This is a genomic window from Lacibacter sp. (assembly GCF_035299325.1).
GTDB lineage: Bacteria > Bacteroidota > Bacteroidia > Chitinophagales > Chitinophagaceae > Lacibacter.
Genome location: NZ_DATGWT010000037.1, coordinates 53,095 through 75,718, shown reverse-complemented (window position 1 = coordinate 75,718; position 22,624 = coordinate 53,095). Strand labels below are relative to the sequence as shown.

Below are 22,624 nucleotides of genomic sequence, written 5' to 3'. Positions count from 1 at the left end.
GAAAAACGAAATGAGTCAAATCGCAAACATATCATCTAAATTTTCAACAGCTGGGTTGCGGGATAAAACCCGTGGCGATAAAGTGATCTGGGCAATCGTGGTTGTATTGTCGCTGGTGAGTTTACTGGTAGTGTACAGCGCCACCAACTCATTAGCTTATAAATTATACAAAGGCAATACCTACGTTTATCTCTTTAAACAGATTGCCTTTATTTCCTTGGGTATTATCATCGTTTACTTTGCACATAGAGTAAACTATACCATTTATTCAAGGGTAGCGAAGATGTTGTTTTACATCTCCATCCTGTTACTCATTTATACGTTGTTCTTTGGTACTAAGATCAACGATGGCAGCCGTTGGATCAAGTTGCCAATCATCAATCTCACCGTACAAACATCCGACATTGCCAAGCTGGCTTTGTTCATGTACCTGTCGAGATTGTTATCGAAGAAGCAGCATGTCATCAAAGATTTTAAGAAAGGATTTATTCCAATGATGATTCCGATTGTGGTCATCTGCGGATTAATTGCGCCGGCAAATCTTTCAACAGCATTGCTTACGGGTGCAACAAGTATGTTGTTGTTGTTCATCGGTCGTGTAAGTTTCAAACACATTGCAATAGTTGCTGCAACAGTGGCTGTTCCGGTGATGATACTCATTGCTATTGCCGGAGCTTATTATGATAAAGAAGAAGGAAAGATGAAAGAATTGCCTGCTGTTTTATCTGCAGGTCGTGTGCCAACATGGATCAAGCGTGTGCAGGATTTTATGTATGCAGGAAAAGGAGAAGCGCCTTACCAGGTACAACAGGCAAAGATCGCTGTTGCAAAAGGCGGTGTTTTTGGATTAGGACCGGGTAACAGTGAGCAGCGCAATTTCTTACCACATCCTTATTCTGATTATATCTATGCCATCATCATTGAAGAGTATGGATTAATCGGTGCAGCATTCATTGTGTTCATCTACATGGTGTTTCTTTTCAGGAGTATACGGTTGTTTAGAAAATGTCCGTATGCATTTGGTGCATTCCTTGCGTTGGCGTTGAGTTTTACGTTGGTGATACAGGCCATGACAAATATGGCAGTGAATGTGGGATTATTTCCTGTAACAGGTGTAACACTTCCACTGGTGAGTATGGGTGGTAGTAGTTTTCTGTTTACCTGTTTGTCCATCGGTATCATTTTAAGTGTAGCGAGAAATGTGGAAGATGCAGAAGGGAAAGCTGAGAACGTTAAAGAAGAATTGGCATGAGTGTAAAGATCATACTTGCGGGAGGAGGCACAGGCGGGCATATTTTTCCGGCCGTTGCAATTGCCAATGCGATCAGAAAACAACAGCCCGATGCTGAGATATTGTTTGTGGGGGCGAAGGGAAGAATGGAAATGGAAAAAGTGCCGCAGGCAGGTTATGAAATAAAGGGCATAGATATTATAGGTTTTAACAGAAGTTCTTTGATAAAAAATGTGGGTTTGCCGTTTAAGTTGATACGAAGTTTTGTTCAGGTGCGGTCGATCATCAACCAATTTAAACCAGACGCAGTGATAGGAGTTGGCGGCTATTCCAGTTTTCCGGTGTTGCGTTTTGCACAGAGTAAAGGCATTGCATCCTTTATTCATGAAAGCAACTCGTTTGCAGGAAAAGCAAATATTATGTTAGGAAAGAAAGCAACAAAAGTATTTGTAGCCAGCGATGGGATGGAGAAGTTTTTTCCTGCGCAAAAGATCATGATCACGGGTAATCCTGTTCGTGCTTCTATTTCGCTATCTACTATAACGAAGGAAGAAGGTTTGAAATACTTTGGTTTGGAAACAACAAAGAAAACGGTGCTGGTGGTGGGTGGAAGCCTGGGTGCAAAGAGTATTAACGAAGCGATTGATGCAGGCCTTGATGAATTTGAAAAGAATAACCTGCAACTCATTTGGCAAACAGGAAAAATATATGCCGACAAAGCAAAGGCAAGAGCAGAAGGGAAATACCATGTGTGGGTGAATGAGTTTATCAGTCAAATGGAACATGCTTACTCTGCAGCTGATGTAGTGATTTCGAGAGCAGGTGCCATGGCCATTGCTGAGATATGTTTGGTGGCAAAGCCGGCTGTGTTTGTTCCTTATCCGCATGCAGCAGAAGATCATCAAACGGTAAACGCTAAACATTTGGTTACGAAACATGCTGGGCTGATGGTGAAGGACAGTGAAGCAAGAGAAAAATTAGTGAGCAGCATCATTGCATTGGCAAAAGATGAAGCAATGCAAAACGAATTGAAACAACATATTGCAAAGCTGGGTGTGGCAAATGCTGATACAGTGATTGCATCAGAAGTATTGAAGTTGATAAAGAAATGATTCAGTTGAACGATATAAAAGCAGTGTACTTCGTAGGAATAGGTGGCATTGGCATGAGTGCACTGGCAAGGTTCTTTAATGAAAAGGGAGTGAAGGTGAGTGGTTACGATAAAACGGTTACACCGCTTACATCGCAACTGGAAGTAGAAGGAATTGAAGTGAATTATAGTGAAGATGTTGATCGTATTCCGAAGGATGTACAATTGGTGATTTATACACCGGCTATTCCTAAGGAGCATAAAGAGTACCAGTATTATTTACAGAATGGGTACAGTGTAGTAAAGAGGAGTGATGTGTTGCAGATCATTACGCAAAGTTCTTTGAATATCTGTGTAGCAGGTACACATGGTAAAACAACCATCAGTACCATAACGGGCCATTTGTTGCGCCACAGTGGATTTGGTTGTAATGCTTTTCTCGGCGGTATTGCCGTGAATTACAACCGCAACTTCTGGGCAAGTGATAACAATGTGTGTGTGGTGGAAGCAGATGAATATGATCGTTCATTTCATAAGCTGAGCCCGGATATCGCAGTGATCACTGCAATGGATGCAGATCATTTAGATATCTACGGAACTGCTGAAGCAATGGAAGAAGCATTCATTGAGTTTACAAGAAAAATTAAACCCGGTGGATGGCTCATCAGTAAGCATGGATTGAAACGATACAATGATCTGGTTGCAGAGAATCACATCACTTATCATCTCAATGATACAAATGCAACTGTACACTCGCTGAATCTGAAAGTACAAAACGGCAGTTATGTCTTTGATGTGGTATTTGGTGATTGGATATTGAAAGATGTGTTGTTGAATGTTGGCGGCTTGCACAATGTTGAAAATGCATTAGCCGCTATTGCGGTAGCACATGTGTTGAAGATAGATGATAAAAAAATTAAAGAAGCAGTAACTGCATTTAAAGGAGTAAAGAGAAGATTTGAATATGTGATTGCGCCGGGTGAAGGTGAGGTTGCATTTGTAGATGATTATGCACATCATCCGGAAGAGTTGAGGGCATTGATCGCCGGTGCAAGAAGTTTGTTTGCAGATAAAAAACTGGTGCTGGTATTTCAACCACACCTGTTTACAAGAACTAGAGACTTAGCTGATGGTTTTGCGGCAAGTCTTGATATGGCTGATGAAGTAGTTCTCTTGCCGATTTACCCGGCACGTGAATTACCGATTGAAGGAGTAACAAGCGAACTCATCTTAAACAAGATGAAATTGGAGAAGAAGCAGATATTATCAAAGGAAGAGTTGTTGAATGAGGTAAAGAGTAAAGTAGATAAAGATGTGGTATTTGTAACAGCAGGTGCAGGAGATATTGATGCGATGTTACAAGAGTTAAAAAAGAAGATAGAAGCATAATTATAATGAGCAGTAAGAAATTTTCGTGGAAAAAGTTAGTACTCACTGTTATGTGGACAGTGGTTTGTACGGCAACAATTGTGCTGCTGGTTGCTGCTGCCCGTAACAAAAATGGCAAACGCTGCAAAGATGTTATTGTAACCATCAAAGGTGTTGATGGAACGGAGTATGTGAGTAAAAAGCAAATACTGAATACGATCTCCGGTGGTCGTCCTGATCTGATGAAAGGGGCACCTATTAAAACATTTGATCTGCAACAGCTCGAAGAATTATTGGAACGTAATCTTTGGATTCGTAATGCAGAATTGTTCTTTGATAATAATGATGTACTGCATGCTGATATTACCGAGCGTGAACCAGTGGCAAGAGTGTTTATGGTAAATGGTCAGTCGTTTTATATTGATGATATGGGCGAACAGCTGCCAATCACAAATGACCAGGTTGCACGAGTGCCTGTGTTTACTTCTTTCCCGAATGAAACAACAGTTTCAAGAAAGAAAGATAGTTTGTTACAGGAACAGGTAAAAGAGATGGGTCACTATTTAATGAAGAATGATTTCTGGATGGCGCAGGTTGACCAGGTGAACATCAACAACTATGAATTTGAATTGGTGCCCAAACTTGGTAATCATCTTATTCAGTTTGGCAATACCGAAAAGATGGAACAGAAGTTTAATCGCTTGCTGTTATTCTATAAAAACATCATGAATAAAACCGGTTGGAATTATTACAGCGCATTAGATGTGCGTTACGATAAACAATTAGTGGCGGTAAGAAGAGATAGTGTAAGCCTGTTCAAAAGTTTTGTGGTGGAACAAAACAATTATGAAGTGAGCAGGGCTATCGATACAAGTTATATTAACAGTGATACAACATTGACAACTGAAAAACCAATTATAAACCAAGAACCAAACAGTTTGCTTACCTCCGGGGCCTATAAGAGTGCACCAACACCTACAGAGCCCGTTTTAAAGTCCGCTACTGTGAAACCAGAGACAAATGAAAATCGCAATGCGATGAAGAACCAACTCCCTACCCCTGCAAGCAGCAAGGTAGAAGGAGAGAAGACACTAGTAAAAGTCAGTGCGCAAAATCCAAAACCAACTGAACAAAAACCTAAGCCTAAGACCGAAGAAGAAAGTGTATTGAATGAGGCGAAGAGCCAACCTGTGAAAAAACAACCTAAAGCAGTGATGAAGAAGAAAGAGAATGAGTGATGAGTAATGAGAGTGTTCATCCCCTCCAGGGAGGGGCGATAGAGTGTAGCACTAAGGAATGATGAAAGGGGTGGGTTGAAGATGAATGTAAGAAAGGCGTACAAGAGTGCGACGCAACGGAGATGAAACACGCACAACAGTTGATAACTATAAAAACAAAAAAAAGTTCACACAACTAAAAAACAACATACAACTATGACAACGGAATCACCCACAAACGGAACAGCAATGAGCGCACCGGCTGTCAATAACAACCCCATCATCGTGGGATTGGATATTGGTACAACCAAGATCGCTGCTATTGCCGGACGTAAGAATGAATTCGGCAAACTTGAAATTCTCGGCTTTGGTCGTGCAAACTCCAGCGGTGTACAACACGGTATGGTGTTAAACATCGATCAAACGATTAAAGCTATTGAACAGGCTTTACAAAATTGCTATGCAAGCAACCCAAATCTTGAGATCAACGAAGTATACGTTGGTATTGCAGGCCATCACATTAAATCATTGCAAACACGTGGCGATATTGTTCGTCAGAACAACGAAGAAGAAATTGCGCAACGTGAAATTGATCAGCTCATCGGCGATCAATACAAAACATATATTCCTGCAGGTGATCAGATCATTGATGTGATACCACAGGAGTTTACAGTGGATAACTTTCAAAACATTCCGAACCCGATTGGTTATAGTGGCGTGAAAGTTGGAGCAAACTTCCACATCATCACCGGCGATAAAAATGCGATCCGCAATATTAATCGCAGTGTTGAGAAGAGCAATTTGAAAGTAAGAGATCTTGTATTACAACCATTGGCATCTGCTGCAGCTGTTATGTGCGAGCATGATCTTGAAGCAGGTGTTGCTATTGTTGATATTGGTGGTGGCACAACTGATCTTGCAGTTTTCTATGAAGGTATTTTAAAGCATACTGCAGTTATTCCATTCGGTGGTGAGAATATTACCAACGATATTAAAATGGGATTAGGTGTATTACGTACACAGGCAGAACAAATGAAAGTGCAGTTTGGCAGTGCGTTGGCTGATGAAGCAAAATCAAATGCGTTCATCACCATTCCCGGTATTCGTGGAATGGCGCCGAAGGAGATCAGTGTAAAAAACCTTGCACACATCATCCAGGCACGTATGAGTGAGATTATGGATTTTGTAACCTATCATTTAAAGCAGGTTGGTTTAGATAACCGCATGCTTAATGGTGGTATCGTGTTAACAGGTGGTGGTTCACAATTGAAGCATCTTATTCAGTTAACAGAATATGTAACAGGATTGAATGCACGTATTGGATTCCCGAACGAACATTTAGCCCCCGGTCATATTGATGAGTTGGCTAAGCCAATGTACTCAACCTGTATTGGTTTGATCATGAAAGGCTATAATGTATTTGAGAACACACAGAACAAACTGAAAGGAATAGAAATAAAAGAAGAGCCGGTTGCAGAAGTGGTGAATGTGTACGATGAACAATCTGAAACGCATGTGGTGCGTGTGAAAAAACGCAAGAGCCTGAAAGGATTTATGGATAGCATTAAAGACGGATTGATTGATTTGTTTAACGAAGAAGAAGATCGCAAGCTTTAAATACAGTCTGCAGCCGATAGTCCTTAGTAAATAGTATAGGGCTATCAACTAACTACTATCGGCTACCGGCTTCAATAAAAAACTTACTAACCCAGCAAACCCGGAAAGTTATGATACATTTTGATCTGCCAAAGGAAAAGTCATCCATCATCAAAGTAATTGGTGTTGGTGGCGGTGGTAGCAATGCAGTAAATCACATGCATGCTCAAGTTATTGAAGGAGTAAATTTTATTATTTGTAATACAGATGCACAGGCTATTGCACAAAGCATGGTGCCAAACAAAGTGCAGTTAGGTCCGCATTTAACGCAAGGCCTTGGTGCAGGTGCCAATCCTGAAATTGGAAGGCAGGCAACTGAAGAAAGTTTAGAAGAATTAAAAACCATGCTGGAAGTAAATACCAAGATGGCGTTCATCACTGCTGGTATGGGTGGTGGTACAGGTACAGGTGGTGCACCTATCATTGCAAAAATTTGTAAAGATCTTGGCATTCTTACTGTTGGTATTGTTACAACTCCATTTGGTTACGAAGGAAAGAAACGTATTCAACAGGCAGAAGATGGTATTGGCCGTTTGAAAGAATATGTTGATACCTTACTCGTGATCAGTAATGATAAACTGCGTCACCAGTTTGGTAACCTGAAAATGAAAGAAGCATTTTCAAAGGCAGATAATGTATTGGCAACTGCTGCGAAATGTATTACTGATGTTATTAACAGCACCGGGCAGATCAATGTCGATTTTGCGGATGTATGCACCGTAATGAAAAATGGAGGCGTGGCTATTCTTGGTAATGCCAGTGCAAATGGCGATAACCGTGCACAGCGTGCTATTGAAGAAGCATTGAATTCACCATTGCTGAATGATAACGATATTAAAGGCGCAAAATGGATCCTTATTAATATCAACAGTGCAGAAGGTGATCATGAATTCACCATGGATGAAGTAGAGATCATTCAAAACCATTTGTTATCACAGGCTGGTGAAAACACTGATGTAATCCTTGGTTTAGGCTATGATAGTACGTTAGGTGATAAGATCGGTATTACTTTGATTGCAACAGGTTTTGAAGCAAAAGATCCATTCGATAAAAAACCTGCTGTTGTTGAAGAAGTAAAACCGAAAACAGAAAAGATCGTTATGACTTTGGCTGAGCCAGAGAAAAAAGCATATAGCCAGCCCGCTCTTTTTGCGGAGGAGCCGAAGCCAACTCCGGCACCTGCTCCGGCTCCTGTTGAAAATGTTGCCCCTGCCGTTACTAAAGAGGTAAACCTGCAGCCAGTTTTATCAACTGAAGTACCTGTTGCAAAAGTAGAAGTGACAGCAGCACCGGTTGTTGAAACAGAAAAGATCGAATTTGTATTAGAGCCTGTTGCTCCTGTACAAACTATGCAGCCTGAAATAACAGCTCCTGTTGCTGAAGTGAAAGAAGAAGTGGTAATGCAACAGCCGGCACAGGAAGTAAAATCTACAAGTGGTTTCCTGAAGAAGCCAACCATGATTTATGTAGAAACAGAAGAAGAATCCATTCCGGAAATAAAGGCCGAAGAAAAACCGGTTGAAGCTCCAGTACAACAATTGCACATTGTAAAGGACGAGGAAGAGTCGTTCGACATGCAGTTGGTGGAGAAAAAAGAACAACCAACGGCGGAGAAAGAGCTTAGGGCCGATCAAAATGTTCATCTTGCTTCTTCGGAAGAGCCTCCGGTAACGGATGAGGCAGAAGAGCAACGGAAAAAAGCAGCCGATCGTTTACAGAAGTTGAGAAACCTCTCGTTTAACATCCATGGCAGCGATCCGAATAATGAGTTTGACACTGTGCCGGCATATCTCCGCCGTAATTTAGAACTGTATAATACAATATCGCCTGCAGAAAATTTCTACAGCAATTATACTGTACAGAGTGATGAAAATAACCAGGCACAAATCAATACCATCAATACATTTTTAGATGGTAAAAAACCAGATTAATGATTTGCTCTATGTTTCAACATAGAGGAATCTTTGTTTTATAGTTGTAAGGTGAATTTTTAGAATCGTTGATTTTTATTAGTTGTGTAAAACCCCTCTGCTTGCAGAGGGGTTTCTTTTTTTGTCAAACCTTAAACATGAGAAAACGAAAGTCAATAATTATACTTAAACGAATCTAAACATGCATTCTTGAGAAAATAATTCCGGCGATCAATGCCTGGAAAAAACCGTACAGTAACCATGTACCAATAGTGAGTAATGAAACATTAATGGCGCTATAGGTAATTAAAAGGGATGGAATTGTTGCAATTACAACATAGATCAACGCCATTTCAATACCCTGCATCAGTGTATTGCCCTTCAGCAATGTTTTAAACCTGTTCCAGAACCAGGCAAGTCCAAAAGCTAAAAAAACGGGATGAACATAATAAAGCAGGTTGCGTGATTCATCATTTACAAAAGCGGGATTATAATATTCTTCTGCCACTTTCGGTAACAGGATAGGCATCACCAATAAACACAGATACGCAAACAGAAGTAAAACTATGCTTGCAACAAAACCGGAACTGATGATTTTTTTCATTTGAATTTATTTGCATACGAAAATAAAAGCGAGGGGCTTTCATGCTGCTGACAGCGATAGGTGAGAAAGATGATCTTGATCATAGTTTAGCATATTAATGATACAGGCTTAGGCTCATTGAGAAATGGGAAATACAAATATAGTTTAGGCAGAGTGGCTAAAAATATACTGCGCCTTGTCATATTCAATAATAATAGACAGTGCGATGTGATATGAATAAGAAATGCTTGAAATCTAATTATGGGCGAAAAAAACCTTTATTTACGTAATTGATTTTTTTCTGGATTTAACCCTGCAAAAAAGCTTTTTATAAGCTGATAATGTGTAAGAGTATCTATCTTTTTTATTCTTCTTTAATCACGTCTTATACATTGATTTTGAATACGAATTACATGTTATTGTTTATGATAAGTAGATGAGATTTTCTCTTGGCACAGTTTATGATTTTATGTGGGTGTTGATTAAAAAAAACTTTATCAACATATTTAAACCTCTGAAAATATCCTCTGTCTGTATATCCGTTGAAAAGCTCACAAAGCTTTTATACTTATTCAATCATCAAAACAAAACAGTATGAAGAACAAGATGAAACAGTTATCAGCCGCGGCAGTTGTAATGCTTTTTGCAAACGCTGCTCTTGCACAGGTGAACCTTAATCTTAACAGCACAACAAGCGCTGTTACAAAAGCAACTGTAAGCACAAGTAAAGTAGCAGATGTAGTCAGTAAAACAACACAGGCTACAACAAGAGTGGTAAATGCTACAGGTAAAGTGGTGCAAACAACTGCAAATGTTGCCACACGCACAACAGCTAATGTTTCTGCAAAAACAAATGCTGCTGCAAATGCAACATTAAAAAGCAGTAATGCGAAAGTAACAAATGAAACAGCTGTTGATGCACGTTTGAAATCAGAAACAAATGTGCCCGAGCAAGGGAAAGGTATTTCTGCTGAAGTAAAAGAAATGGTAGTTGCTGAAGCACAGGGTATCCGTACAACAGAAAAAGAATTACGGAACGATGTGAAGCCCGGCTTAAACATCAGCAGCAATACCAATGCGAATGCAAACGGTGAAGTAAGTTCAAACAATGCATCTGCCAATGGCGAGATTAATGGTAATGCAGAAGTGAAAACTGATGCCAAAGCGAAAGCTGATGCAATGAAAGAAAAAGCAGAAACAAAAGCTGCCGATGCAAAGAAGAATGCAAAAGCTACAGTTAAGAAAGTAAAGAAAATAAAAGTAAACGCTAATGCTGAAGTATCTGTAAACAGTAACTCAGCAGTTTCAACAGGTCGTCAGTAAGGTGAATATTTTGTATTGACGATTGGGAAAGAAAGTCCCGCCATGGCGGGACTTTCTTCTTCAAACCTTTATCAAACCGTAAAACCATGAAAAAGTATAAACAACTGTTTTTATTTCTTGTGTTTGTTAGTCCGCTAATTATTTCTGCACAAAGTGACAGTGCCAAAGCTGATACAAGAAAGCCTGTGTTTACAGCCAACATTGCTCATCAGTCGCTTGTACATTTTCTTGGCCGTACAGATAGTTTGAGTAGTAATGCAACACTACCTATTGTCAGTTATCAATTAAAAAACGGCCTGTATGCACAGGGAGCAGCTATATTTATTGCAAACAGTGCATTGCCTTTTCAATATACCGGTGGAAGTGTTGAACTTGGATATCGTTTTCCTGAGAGCGATAAATTTTCGGGCAATGTGTTTGTGTCACGGTTTCTGTATAAAGAAGAATCAGTACTGGTGCAATCAGCATTAAAATACCAAACAGGAATTAATACGTCCCTTCAAAATAAAATTGTCAATATAAATCTTGGTGCGGATCTTAAGTTCAGCAACAATACTGATGTCGGTGCAACAGCAGGACTTGATCATTTATTCATTATACCATTAAAAGAAGGAGAGGCAAAAGCATTTGCCATCAATCCAACTATAACAGCTTACGGCGGCACGCAACGCTTTAGCGAAACATATCAGAAAAAGCAAAACGGCACAGTAGGAGGTTTGCCGGTTGGCCCGCCTCAAACGGTAACTGAAACCAGGAATGTAAATACATTTTCCATCCTTGCTTATGAATACACAATGCCACTTGTATTGGTGTGGGGAAAGTTCAATGCAGTTTTGAGTCCATCTTATGTGATTCCGCAAAACCTCATTACTTCGAACGGTGAATATGGACGCAATCGGTTTTATGTAACTGCAAGCGTGGGTATCCGCTTATAATCAACAAACAAATACAACTCCGCATATACAAAAGCCCCGATTATATGATCGGGGCTTTTGTATATGCCCGGGAGTAGCGTGGAGCGAATCACTCTGGTATCGATTTGCCGAGTTTCGAAAACTATGAAATTCAGGTTGAAATGAATAGCATTTGATATCTCACTATTAGTTCAGGCTGATAGAGGTATGTTATTCGTTATTGTCCCTTTTTTAATAATTTTCTGTGATGATCGGATTCTAACTTTGTATTACGGCATTCACTTTTTATCTCCGTCCTGATTAGATTTTCTCATCTTGTTTAAATACTCAGAAGGCAGCATATTAAATTTTGCCTTAAATGACTTTGCAAAATAATTCGGAGTGGAGAACCCTGCCGAGTAGGCTACTTCTGCAATGGTGAGCTCATTATTTTCTAAGAGCTCGGCAGCTTTGTCAAGTTTAACTGAACGAATAAATTCTACGGGTGTTTGACCTGTTAACTCAAGTAATTTATTATAAAGTGTACCTCGGCTCATGCCCACATGCCGGCTTAAGGTTTCTACAGACAACTGCGTATCTGTAAGATTTTCCTCGATATAAAGTACAATTTTTTTAATTAGTTTATCATTGTATGATTCCGCTTTTACTTTGGGAGTTAACACCTCAACTCTTTTTGTATAGGTATTCTTTAGTGTATCATTCAGTACTAAAATATTTTTTACCTTGGCTATAAGCACTTCAAAGTTGAATGGCTTTGTGATGTAGTCGTTGGCTCCGGTTTTCAAACCTTCGATTTGATTTTTTTCATCGGTTAAAGCAGTTAACAGAATGACCGGTATGTGGCTGGTTCTTTTATCTTCTTTAATTTTTTTGCATAGTTGAATGCCGTCCATGTATGGCATATTAATATCACTTACAATCAAACTTGGGTGCACGGACAGAGCTTTTTGCCAACCTTCTAATCCGTTGGTAGCTTCAAAAACTTTATACTGCAAACGAAGGTTTTCTTTGAGATAAAAACGGAAATCATCATTGTCTTCCACCAATAAAAGTGACGGTATGATTGACGTTGTATTGTCTTCAGCATATTCCTTTATTGCTTCTTCAACTATGACAGGCTCTGCAAATTCTGACTCTGTTTCAGTTGGTCGAACCACCTGTTGGTTTGTTGTTTGCAACTCCGTAAAGGGAAGATGTATGGTGAATGTACTTCCTTTTCCAACCTCACTTTCCACTTCAATTCTGCCGCCATGCATTTTTACAAATTCTCTGGTAATTGCAAGCCCAATTCCGGAACCTTGGTTCAATATTGATTCAGCCGTTGTATTCTGAAAAAAGCGTTCGAAAATAATTTCTTGTTTGTCCGGTGGAATTCCAATCCCTGAATCTTGAATTTTCATCGCTATCCATTCCACCTGGTCGGTAGTGGTGCTATTCCTCTTTTCAATCTCAAAAAAGATGCTTCCCCCTTCAAATGTAAATTTGAATGCATTGGATAAAAGATTGAAGAGTATACGTTCAACTTTATCGTGATCAAATAAGGTATTGAATTTTTCGATGCTGCAAGTAAATGAAAAACTAATTTTCTTTCTTTCAGATAAGTCCTGGAACGAATCAAAAACATCCTTCGCAAAGAAAATAAGGTCACCTTCTTTTACCTGCAATTTCAATTCCTGTTCTTCCATTTTACGGAAATCGAGCAGTTGGTTTACCAGGTTCAACAATCGTTTACCATTACGCTTGATCATATTCAGTTGAACCTTGAAAGCGTTGTTTTTTTCCTCTTTAATAAGGCTGTCAACAGGGCCAAGTATCAACGAAATAGGCGTACGGAATTCATGACTTAGATTGGTTAGAAATTTAAGTTTTAATTGATCCAGTTCATGAATTCGTTCAGCTTCTTTACGTTCCTGCTCTGCATGAAACCGTTCCTGCTCAAGTATATACTTACGTCTTATTTTTTCAATACTTCTGTGACGGAAATAGGTAAGTGCAGCAATAATGATCAACGCATACAACAGATAGGCATAAATGGTGCGCCAGAAAGGAGGTTGTACATTGATCTTTATAGACGCTCCCTGTGTATTCCAGACGCCATTGTTATTGCTTGCTCTTACACGAAAAACATAATTACCGGGAGATATATTTGTATACGATACGGTTGAAGCGTTGCCAATATTGATCCAGTCCCTGTCAAAACCTTCCAGTTTGTATTCATACTGGTTTTGTTCAGGAGCCGTATAGTTTAAGCCCACAAAATTTAAGGCAAAGTTTTGCTTGTACTTGAGATTTATTACTGCAGCAGTGATAATATTTTCCTGTATGGGTCCATCTTCGGAGGGAACTACCGACGTATTAGAAATTTTCAGGTCGGTAATGATCACAGGCGGTACAATTTCATTCCGTTTAAGGTTTGCAGGATTGAAGTAGTTGAAACCTTCGTGGCCTCCAAAAAACAAATCACCGCTTCGTAATCGTAAGCCTGATCCACGAATAAACGTATTGTTTTGAATGCCGTTATGATGATTATAGTTGTTGATCTTTTTACTGTCTGTATCAAAGCTGCTGAGCCCTTTGTTTGTACTGATCCAAAGAAGCCCGTTGTTATCTTCAAGAATTTTGTAGACATTATTGTTGTTGAGTCCTTCTTTTTCGGAGTAAGAAATGAACTCGCTTGTTTTCCGGTTAAATAATCCCAAGCCTCCGCCTAACGTACCGGCCCAAATATTTCCTTTCCTGTCTTCCAATAAGGTCAGCACCTTGTCGTTCGGCAATTTTCCATTAAAAGTTGTGTAAATCGTAAATTTTTGAGACATAGGATTATAAACGGCGACTCCTCCACCATGCGTGGCAATCCACATATCACCATTTTTAGCTTCCAGAATGTCACGAATATATCCGTTGACGGGCAATTTAATATCATTCGGCAAAGTGGGGTTAGGCGTAAATTTGAATAACGCCTTATTATCTTTCGTTAAAACCACAATGCCATTTCCGTTAGTCCCGATCCATTGGTTTCCTGTTTTGTCCTCTTTAATACAATAGATCTGATTGGAATTAATGTCTGTCGGTTTTGGTCCCCGAAGCAACTGTTCATACTTACCTGTTGAAGGATCGTACACAAAATAACCGTCACCATAGGTTCCGATCAACAGTTGATGATTCCTTGACATTGTCAAAGTCATGATCGCAAGCCGGTTGCCTCCGGGGCGACTGGATTTAATATTGATCTGCTGAAATAATTTTGTTTTCGGATCAAACAAGCTAAGCCCTCCTTCGTCTGTGCCAATAAAAACCTTCCCATCTTTAGCTTCTGCGAACGATGTAACAATGGAAGCGTTCAACCCTTGTTTGTCGAAAGGGTTGCTTTGTACCAAATTAAACAGGGTAAGATTTTTATCATACTTGCTGATACCGCTTAAAAACGTACCGATCCAGCAAATACCTTCTTTGGAAAGGTAAACACAACGAATACTATTGCCTGAAAGACTATTTGTATTTCGTGGATCAAACGTATAACCTGTAATGCGTTTTGTTTTCAGATCCAGAATGTTCAGCCCCTTTGATGTACCGATCCACAGTTTATTTGAATCATCAGCAACAAGCGAATAAATGACGTTGCCGTTGAGTGTTTGTTGATTTCCTTCGGTATGCCTGAATCTGATAAATTCTTTACCATTCTCAGCTAAGATATTTAACCCGTCGTGTGTGCCGATCCATATCGTTCCATCTTTGTCTTCCGTTATGCTGAGCACGAGGTTGTTACTTAAACTTGTTGGATCATTTGCAGAATAAACGAATTGACTGAGAGCGTTTGTTTCCGGTACATATAGAAACAAGCCTTCAGAACTTCCAATCCACATTCTGTGTTTGCTGTCTTCAAAAAGTACATTGCAGTTTTTTGTAAAACGGGAGCGGTTACCGGTGCTGAAATCGGAAATACGTTGCTTTTTTTTATCCATTATACTTATACCCTCGTAATGACCGATCCATAATTTTCCCTGGAAGTCGGTGCAGATACTTGGTATTACATTATTTCGAATGGCATTTTTGCCCAGGTAATTAGTCGGAAAATTAATGAAGTGATCTTTTTTTCGATCGTATAAACTTAGAGAGCCGCCGCTTGTACCAACCCATAAATTACCGTCTTTGTCCTCATGGAGCGATAAAATTTCATTGGCTTGCAAACTGGTAGAATCCATGGGTATGTTACGGTAAACCTTAAAATTGGCGCCATCAAATCTGTCCAATCCATCGTCGGTGGCAAACCACATAAACCCATACCTGTCTCGAAGAATTGCGTTTACATTATTTGACGACAGCCCGTCTTTGGTGGTTAGGGAAGTGAAATTTATATCCTCTTGGGCAGTGGCTGTCGGCAACCAGGCGAAGAAACATAAGCAGAAAAGTAAAAGAGATGTATTCTTTGACATTTGGGCCGTCAGGCAATTGCTTTAAATGTTACACAATACTGCATTAATTGAACTACAACTCTTCAGTTAAATTAAAATGCGATCATTTGTTTTGAAGGACTACTTGAAAACCTGTTCCGTTAGTTGATTCGAAAGATTTACTGTTTACTCAAAAGGCTGCTTTCCCTAAAACTTTAAAAAAGAACTCATTCTGGTGCACACAAAACTTCTACAAAACAGAAAGTAAAACTCATCCTCACACGGCCATTTTCTATTCAAAACAAAAAAGTGATCACAACTGCTAAAGTAAAACTTGTTTTCTAAAGTTGCGCATTGTTCTAAAAATAGGTAAAAATACAACTGATTGAATATCAATCAATCTAATCGGTTGCATAAAATCGAAATTGAACATTTGTTCTATAAGTTTCAACAAATGAGCCAGCCCTTAGAGGATTCAAAAATTAGTTTTGGATACACAAGAAGAGTTTTTAGCACGGATGATTTTTTTAATTGAATTGCTGAAAAAAATTTGAAGTGTTACCCGGCTGTATTCGGGCAAAAGCAAGGTTGACAAAATAAAGATTTGAACCCTCGCCAGCCATGTTTTATCCGGCATTCGAACGATTGTGTAGATAACCAAACATTAAAAGTTGAGCCAGCTGCTTTGAACATCAAGAGAAAGTCTTCGTGATGACATTGCATGTGATTCAAGTTTACCATTACTAATTGCCATATGGAAGTAGTTAAAGATTTGCAACGCCAAATTGCCGTACATGAGGACATGCGTGCATATAAGGAACTGTATATGCTCTTGTTTGATGGACTTCATCGATTTTCTTATACCCTCGTCAAATCACGGGAAGGCGCAGAAGAAATTGTCTCCGACGTATTTATTAAATTATGGCAGATCAGAAGTCAGCTTCTTCAAATCGATAATCTAAAGGCCTACCTCTATACCACAGCCCGTAATTTTTCCCTCAACTATATCGAAAAAAATGCAAGAAACCCGGCATCTCAGCTGCATGATGTAGATATAGAAACTGTTGTTGAGTTCAACAGCCCGGAAGATTTATTCATCTCGAATGAAACGATAAAAGGAATCGAACAAGTGGTACAGGGGCTCCCCACCCAATGTAAAATTGTTTTTCAATTAGTAAAGGAGGAGGGGTTAAAATATAAAGAAGTAGCGGCTGTATTGAATATTTCTGTTTTTACCGTACGTAATCAAATGTCAATTGCTACAAAGAAAATTGGAGATGCTCTGTCGTACCCGGTTTCTGCCCGATATGGTATGGTCATTCCAAATTTGATACGGAGCGGTAGTCCTGTACAAACAGACTAGGCGGATTACGGGTTTGCTGCTGACAACTTTTCTATAGATGGTCTCTTTTTTTCAGACCGTCAAAAGCTCTTTCAAATAAAAAATAAATGTCTTTAGTACATTTTAAATTCTTCGCTGTCTATGCTTATATAAAGCTACACAGTAATGTTTTTGGATCAGCGACTCTGGATATTATACAGTTTAAAGTTAAATGGCGAAGCAGGCAACGATAAAGAGAAATTGAACATGCTATTGAATCAATATCCTGATTATTTCAGCCGCATGATGATGCTTGAGAATTTACGGAACAAAACGGTGAACGATTCAAACGGAAGAAAAGAAAAAGCTTACGAAAAACATTTGCAACGTTTAAGAAACCACCTGGTTGAGTCATCTGAAAAATAATGAGAAGAAAGATTTAACCGGTAGGCATGTTAGCTGAAGCTTATGTAAACACACCCAATGCATAAGTAATAAACAAAGGATTTACTTATTTGAAACGATTGAAGTAGTTGCAGGAAGATGAAGTAAACGAATAATCATGAAGCATTCCGCAAGGCATGTTTCCAAAACTGACAAAATCAAGGCTTTGTATAAATTAAAAAAATCAAGTATGAAATGCGTGGCAAACAACTGGCTGCATAAGCTGACACTTGCTCTTTTCGGGATTTTATTGGCGGGGTTACCGGTTATGGCACAAGTAAGTGCTCAAACGGTTTCGGGGTCAGTTAAAGATTCTTCGGGTGTTGCCCTTTCCGGGGCTACCGTTAAGGTAAAAGGTACTGCTATTGCAACCACAACCGATGCGGCTGGTAATTTCAAAATAACTATTCCATCAAAAGACAAAACACTTTTGATCAGTTATGTTGGAATGGATGAACTCGAAGTGAATGTTGGAGATCAAAGTATCATCGAAGTCAGGTTAAGTGTTGCCCGCTCTACATTAGAAGACGTGGTTGTGGTGGGTTATGGCCGACAGAAGAAAGAGAGCGTTGTAGGCGCTATTACTCAAACAACCGGTAAGGTACTTCAGCGTGCCGGGGGTGTATCCAATATAGGTGCCGCACTTACCGGTAATGTACCGGGCGTTATAACTGTACAGGGAACAGGTATGCCGGGTGCTGAAGATCCGCTCATTTTTATACGGGGTCAGGGAACATGGAACAGTGCAGGACCACTCATTTTGGTGGATGGTATTGAACGTCCTATGGCCGGAGTTGATATCGGTTCAGTAGAAAGTGTTTCAATATTAAAAGATGCATCTGCTACAGCCGTGTTTGGTGTAAAAGGTGCAAACGGTGTTGTTCTTATCACTACTAAAAGAGGTGTGGAAGGTAAAGCCAACATTAATATTACCGTTAACTCTACAATGAAAGTTCCTTCCCGTTTGCCAGAGAAGTACGACGCATATGATGCATTAACAATCAGAAATATGGCGATCGAACGGGAGTTGGCCGTGAGTCCGGCATCATGGCAGGATTATACACCACAAGCAATTATTGAAAAATATCGTAACCCTGCAAATGCACAAGAGGCACAGCAATATCCAAATATTGACTGGCAGGCTGAGTCATTGAAGAAAATGGCGATGGCACAAAATGCCAACATCAATATTTCAGGCGGATCAAGTTTTGTAAAATATTTTACCTCCGTAGATTTCCTTCACGAAGGCGACATCATGAAAATTCCGAACAATGGTAAAGGTTACAAGCCGGGATTTTTTTATGACAGGTTAAATATTCGTGCAAACCTTGATTTCAAACTAACAAAAAGCACAACACTCTCAACTAACATTTCCACACTTTATGGAAAAAGACAGGATACCTGGAGTGGTTTTGAATATTCCTGGTACCAGGGAATTTATGGTCTTGCACCTGATCTTTTTTATCCGCAGTATAGTGATGGATCCTTCGGTTACTATCCGCTTGATCCGGTGTCAACCAATAACCCGGCTCAAATTCTCTCAAATAACGGGGTAAGAAATACGAAGACTACCCAGATGACAACCGATTTTATACTGGCGCAGGATTTAGGTATGTTGGTAAAAAATCTGTCCTTCAGAGGCACATATTCTCTGGATAACACATTCGTTGCACAGGGTGGTCAATTTGACGACGGAAGTTCGATTGTTAAATGGATTGCTCCTGATGGAAGAGTGCAATACAGAAATACAGCAGGTCCTAACCAGTTCGACTATATAGTACCGCAATGGTCAGTACGTCCCGATGCATTCCAGAACGGACAAACAAGAAGAAGGCGTGTGTATCAGTTACAACTGAATCATTCGGCTAAAATAGGACGTCATAATATCACAACCATGGGCTTGTTTATGCGCAATGAAAATGCACAGGGCAGCTCGTTTCCTGAGTTTCGTGAAGACTGGGTGTTTAGAAGCACATACAATTTTGCAAACAGATACTTTGCTGAGATCAATGGAGCCTACAATGGTTCACAAAGATTTGGTCCGGATTACAGGTTCGACTTTTTCCCTTCTGCCGCAGTAGGTTGGACATTGACGAATGAAAAATTCATGGACAGATTGCCTTGGGTATCCACGTTGAAAATCCGTGGTTCATATGGTCTGGTAGGTAATGACGCCATCGGTGGAAATTATCTTTATCTAACGCAGTGGGCCTTCGGAGGTCAATCACGCATGGGCGATAATAATGCAAACAGTCCGTATGTATGGTTCAGAGAAAGTACAATTGGGAACCCGGATATACATTGGGAAACTGTGGCCAAGGCCAATATTGGTTTAGATTTCTCATTATTCAGAGGACTCATTGAAGGTACTTTCGAGGTTTACAGAGATCAAAGAACCGATGTGTTGGTAGCCGGAAATCAAAGAGCGGTACCTGCTTATTTCGGCGGTACTCCACCAACGTCTAACCTGGGTAAAACAATCGTACAGGGATATGAAATTGAACTGAAATTCAATAAAAATTTCGGCAGAAAAAGAGAAATGCGTTTATGGGGAAATCTGGCGTTGACGCATGCAAAAGATGAAATTATCGATCGGGATGATCCTCAATTATTGGATGATTATTTAAAGCAGGCGGGTTACCAGATCGGCCAGTACAGATCGCAATTGCGTTCAGGTTATTACAATACCTGGGATGAGGTTTACGGTAGCAGTGTTGTGGATCAAAACGATAATAATAAATTGCCAGGCAACTTTAATCTGATTGATTTCAATGGTGATGGTGTAATTAACAACTTTGATAATGTACCATATGCATATCCGGAAAGACCTCAAAATACATACACTGGCAGCGTGGGATTTGATTACAAACGTTTCTCAATTTTCGTTCAGTTCTATGCAGTAAATAATGTAACAAGGAATCTTGCGCAAACAAACTTCGCTGCAAATCTGAACTCAGTTTTCAAGCAAGGAGATTATTGGACGAAAGAGAATACAGATGCCGCTTCACCACTTCCCCGTTGGAAGTCACGTTTATATAGCTATGGTGATTTCTTCAACTACGATGGTTCTTATGTTCGTTTAAAAACAGCGGAAATATCTTACACGTTAGACCCATTATGGTTAACAAAGGCGGGTATTCAATCAATGCGTCTTTATGTAAATGGTAACAACCTTCTTTTTTGGAGTAAGATGCCCGACGATCGTGAAGCAAATGTTGGTTCAAGCAATTTTTCCGGTCAGGGTGCATATCCAACCGTTCGCAGGATCAACTTTGGAATTAACCTCAGTTTATAATTGATAAATACTATGATTATGAATAATTCTGTAAAATTAGCCTTAGCTACAAGTATTATACTTATAGTGTTTGGATTACCGTCTTGTAAAAAATACCTCGACCGGCCACTGGATGCAAACATCTCAGAGAAAGACGTGTTTACCAGTTTCCGAAGCTTTCAGGGTTTTACCGAAGAGTTATATTCCTGTTTGCCTGACATGTCTAAATCTACATGGAACAGTGAATGGAATATGGGGGATGATATTTTGTCAACCACAAACGCCAATTACAGGCTCAGTTCAGAATTTGATAATGGTAATTACCGGGCTTGGCAATCCGGCGGAGGTGGCTGGGATAACAGTTGGCTCGACGACAGAGGCGCCAGCACCAATCCAAATGAATGTCATGACAAAGGACTGTGGCCATTAGCCTGGTATGGTATACGTAAAGCGAATCTTGGGCTGGCCAATCTGGATATGCTGAGTAATGCAACGCAAAATGAAAAAGATGTAATAAGAGGACAGTTATTGTTTTTCCGTGGTTTTTTCCATTTTCAATTAATGAGTTTCTGGGGTGGATTACCTTATATCGATACTGTGTTATCCAGTTCAGCAAGGCTTGAATTACCGAGATTAACCTATCGGGAAACAGCTCTTAAAGCAGCGAAAGACTTTGAGGAAGCTGCAGCTTTATTGCCAAGCAATTGGGATAATTCTCCGGTAGGGCAGGCAACAATGGGTAATAACCAACAACGTGTAACAAAGTCAATGGCACTGGGCTTTAAAGGTAAAAATCTGCTTTATGCTGCAAGCCCAATGATGAATCAGTCATCTACAGGAAATGCCGGTTACGATGTGGAATTGTGTAAGCAGGCAGCAGATGCATTTGCGAGAGTAATCAAAATGTCAGAGACTGGTGAATCCTATCATAAATTATTGCCTTGGGATAAATACAGTGAAAACTGGTTTACTATCTCCAACTACTCAAAACATCCGGGTTACCCAGAGGTAATCTTTGGCCCTCCAACCTATGTGGGATGGAAATCACGCTGGTCTTTAGTGAACATGTTTATACCGCCACCATTAGGCGGTGAAGCAGGTATTTCATCACCGGCAGCGAACTATGTAAATTATTTTGGAATGGCCAATGGTCTCCCAATCGATGCAACAGGATCTGGCTATGATATAGCTGATCCTTGGACGGGTCGTGATCCTCGTTTTTACAAATCAATTACATATGATGGAGTACGGTTAATTCGTGGTACTGCAAATGCTGCCTATCGTTTTGCCAATCTTTTTAACGGAGGAAACCTGCGTCTTGATAATACAGCGAGCCGTAGCGGATATCTTGTTCGCAAGTTTGTAACAGACGGTTGTAACAACACAGACAATGAGTGGAACAATATCAATATTGTAATTCCTTATCTGCGTTTAGCAGATGTTTATCTCATGTATGCTGAGTCGGTATTGCATGGATACGGAACACCTCAAAGCAGTCACCCTGGAAGTTTAACAGCGGAAAGCGCTGTAAACACCATAAGGGGAAGAGCAGGTGTGCCTCCTGTAGATGCCAGGTTCCTCGGCTCTAAGGATGCTTTTATGAGTGAACTAATGAGAGAGAGAGCAGTTGAACTCGCCTTCGAAGGTTTGCGTTGGCACGACCTTCGTCGATGGATGATTGCTGATCAGAAAAAATATGTTGAAAAAACTGTTATCGATTTTGACCGTGGTTCAAACGGTAAACCGATTAATCTGAGAGAGAGAGTTGTTGTAACAAGAGTGTTTGAAAAGAAACACAATTGGCTGCCTTTACCAACAAGCCAGGTGAATCTTTATCCAACCTTCGGACAAAATCCGGGATGGTAATGAACATCTGTTGATAACAGGAACAATTCAAAGATT

The 22,624-nt window shown here is 39.9% G+C and carries 14 protein-coding genes; 12 read left to right on the top strand and 2 right to left on the bottom strand.

Going from position 1 to position 22,624, the window contains the following annotated elements:
• Positions 1-10: 10 nt before the first annotated feature.
• The 6 genes from VK159_RS19815 (at position 11) to ftsZ (ending at position 8,493) form a co-directional block, all read left to right on the top strand.
• On the top strand, positions 11-1,252 hold the full coding sequence (locus VK159_RS19815) for an FtsW/RodA/SpoVE family cell cycle protein (protein ID WP_324231909.1): 1,242 nt from the start codon (positions 11-13) through the stop codon (positions 1,250-1,252).
• On the top strand, positions 1,249-2,343 hold the full coding sequence (gene murG, locus VK159_RS19810; RefSeq protein ID WP_324231908.1) for an undecaprenyldiphospho-muramoylpentapeptide beta-N-acetylglucosaminyltransferase: 1,095 nt from the start codon (positions 1,249-1,251) through the stop codon (positions 2,341-2,343). Before VK159_RS19815 ends, murG begins: the two co-directional genes overlap by 4 nt.
• The gene (murC, locus tag VK159_RS19805) at positions 2,340-3,710 is read left to right on the top strand and encodes a UDP-N-acetylmuramate--L-alanine ligase (RefSeq protein ID WP_324231907.1); all 1,371 of its coding nucleotides are present in this window, start codon (positions 2,340-2,342) and stop codon (positions 3,708-3,710) included. The genes murG and murC overlap by 4 nt, the downstream gene beginning before the upstream one ends.
• Before the next feature lie 5 nt (positions 3,711-3,715).
• On the top strand, positions 3,716-4,927 hold the full coding sequence (locus tag VK159_RS19800; RefSeq protein ID WP_324231906.1) for a hypothetical protein: 1,212 nt from the start codon (positions 3,716-3,718) through the stop codon (positions 4,925-4,927).
• Between the two features lie 195 nt (positions 4,928-5,122).
• On the top strand, positions 5,123-6,523 hold the full coding sequence (ftsA, locus tag VK159_RS19795; RefSeq protein WP_324231905.1) for a cell division protein FtsA: 1,401 nt from the start codon (positions 5,123-5,125) through the stop codon (positions 6,521-6,523).
• 110 nt (positions 6,524-6,633) lie between these two features.
• The gene (ftsZ, locus tag VK159_RS19790) at positions 6,634-8,493 is read left to right on the top strand and encodes a cell division protein FtsZ (RefSeq protein WP_324231904.1); all 1,860 of its coding nucleotides are present in this window, start codon (positions 6,634-6,636) and stop codon (positions 8,491-8,493) included.
• 175 nt (positions 8,494-8,668) lie between these two features.
• On the opposite strand, the gene VK159_RS19785 is transcribed toward ftsZ, so the two are convergent.
• Positions 8,669-9,076 (bottom strand): hypothetical protein, encoded by a 408-nt coding sequence (locus VK159_RS19785; RefSeq protein WP_324231903.1) that lies wholly within the window; start codon positions 9,074-9,076, stop codon positions 8,669-8,671.
• Between the two features lie 573 nt (positions 9,077-9,649).
• On the opposite strand from VK159_RS19785, the gene VK159_RS19780 reads away from it, so the two are divergent.
• Entirely contained in the window at positions 9,650-10,378 is a 729-nt protein-coding gene (locus tag VK159_RS19780; RefSeq protein WP_324231902.1) for a hypothetical protein, read from the top strand.
• 86 nt (positions 10,379-10,464) lie between these two features.
• Positions 10,465-11,313: a hypothetical protein gene (locus VK159_RS19775; RefSeq protein ID WP_324231901.1), complete on the top strand. Its 849-nt coding sequence runs from the start codon at positions 10,465-10,467 to the stop codon at positions 11,311-11,313.
• A gap of 257 nt (positions 11,314-11,570) precedes the next feature.
• Here the strand turns inward: VK159_RS19775 and VK159_RS19770 are convergent, their stop codons facing one another.
• Entirely contained in the window at positions 11,571-15,725 is a 4,155-nt protein-coding gene (locus VK159_RS19770) for a hybrid sensor histidine kinase/response regulator transcription factor (protein WP_324231900.1), read from the bottom strand.
• 712 nt (positions 15,726-16,437) lie between these two features.
• Between VK159_RS19770 and VK159_RS19765 the strand changes: the two genes are divergently transcribed.
• The 4 genes from VK159_RS19765 (at position 16,438) to VK159_RS19750 (ending at position 22,588) form a co-directional block, all read left to right on the top strand.
• Positions 16,438-17,046 carry an RNA polymerase sigma-70 factor gene (locus VK159_RS19765; RefSeq protein ID WP_324231899.1) on the top strand — a complete coding sequence of 203 codons (609 nt, stop codon included), beginning with the start codon at positions 16,438-16,440 and terminating at the stop codon, positions 17,044-17,046.
• Between the two features lie 150 nt (positions 17,047-17,196).
• Positions 17,197-17,430: a hypothetical protein gene (locus VK159_RS19760; protein ID WP_324231898.1), complete on the top strand. Its 234-nt coding sequence runs from the start codon at positions 17,197-17,199 to the stop codon at positions 17,428-17,430.
• A gap of 208 nt (positions 17,431-17,638) precedes the next feature.
• Entirely contained in the window at positions 17,639-20,743 is a 3,105-nt protein-coding gene (locus VK159_RS19755; protein WP_324231897.1) for a TonB-dependent receptor, read from the top strand.
• An 18-nt stretch (positions 20,744-20,761) separates the two neighbouring features.
• Positions 20,762-22,588 (top strand): RagB/SusD family nutrient uptake outer membrane protein, encoded by a 1,827-nt coding sequence (locus VK159_RS19750; protein WP_324231896.1) that lies wholly within the window; start codon positions 20,762-20,764, stop codon positions 22,586-22,588.
• The last annotated feature ends 36 nt before the right edge of the window (positions 22,589-22,624 follow it).

Excerpts from the sequence above, each read along its gene's own strand:
- ftsA (WP_324231905.1), top strand. The coding sequence starts at position 5,123 with ATGACAACGGAATCACCCACAAACGGAACAGCAATGAGCGCACCGGCT.
- VK159_RS19775 (WP_324231901.1), top strand. The coding sequence starts at position 10,465 with ATGAAAAAGTATAAACAACTGTTTTTATTTCTTGTGTTTGTTAGTCCG.
- murC (WP_324231907.1), top strand. The coding sequence starts at position 2,340 with ATGATTCAGTTGAACGATATAAAAGCAGTGTACTTCGTAGGAATAGGT.
- VK159_RS19750 (WP_324231896.1), top strand. The coding sequence starts at position 20,762 with ATGAATAATTCTGTAAAATTAGCCTTAGCTACAAGTATTATACTTATA.
- VK159_RS19785 (WP_324231903.1), bottom strand. The coding sequence starts at position 9,076 with ATGAAAAAAATCATCAGTTCCGGTTTTGTTGCAAGCATAGTTTTACTT.
- ftsZ (WP_324231904.1), top strand. The coding sequence starts at position 6,634 with ATGATACATTTTGATCTGCCAAAGGAAAAGTCATCCATCATCAAAGTA.
- VK159_RS19800 (WP_324231906.1), top strand. The coding sequence starts at position 3,716 with ATGAGCAGTAAGAAATTTTCGTGGAAAAAGTTAGTACTCACTGTTATG.
- VK159_RS19815 (WP_324231909.1), top strand. The coding sequence starts at position 11 with ATGAGTCAAATCGCAAACATATCATCTAAATTTTCAACAGCTGGGTTG.
- murG (WP_324231908.1), top strand. The coding sequence starts at position 1,249 with ATGAGTGTAAAGATCATACTTGCGGGAGGAGGCACAGGCGGGCATATT.
- VK159_RS19780 (WP_324231902.1), top strand. The coding sequence starts at position 9,650 with ATGAAGAACAAGATGAAACAGTTATCAGCCGCGGCAGTTGTAATGCTT.
- VK159_RS19755 (WP_324231897.1), top strand. The coding sequence starts at position 17,639 with ATGAAATGCGTGGCAAACAACTGGCTGCATAAGCTGACACTTGCTCTT.
- VK159_RS19770 (WP_324231900.1), bottom strand. The coding sequence starts at position 15,725 with ATGTCAAAGAATACATCTCTTTTACTTTTCTGCTTATGTTTCTTCGCC.
- VK159_RS19765 (WP_324231899.1), top strand. The coding sequence starts at position 16,438 with ATGGAAGTAGTTAAAGATTTGCAACGCCAAATTGCCGTACATGAGGAC.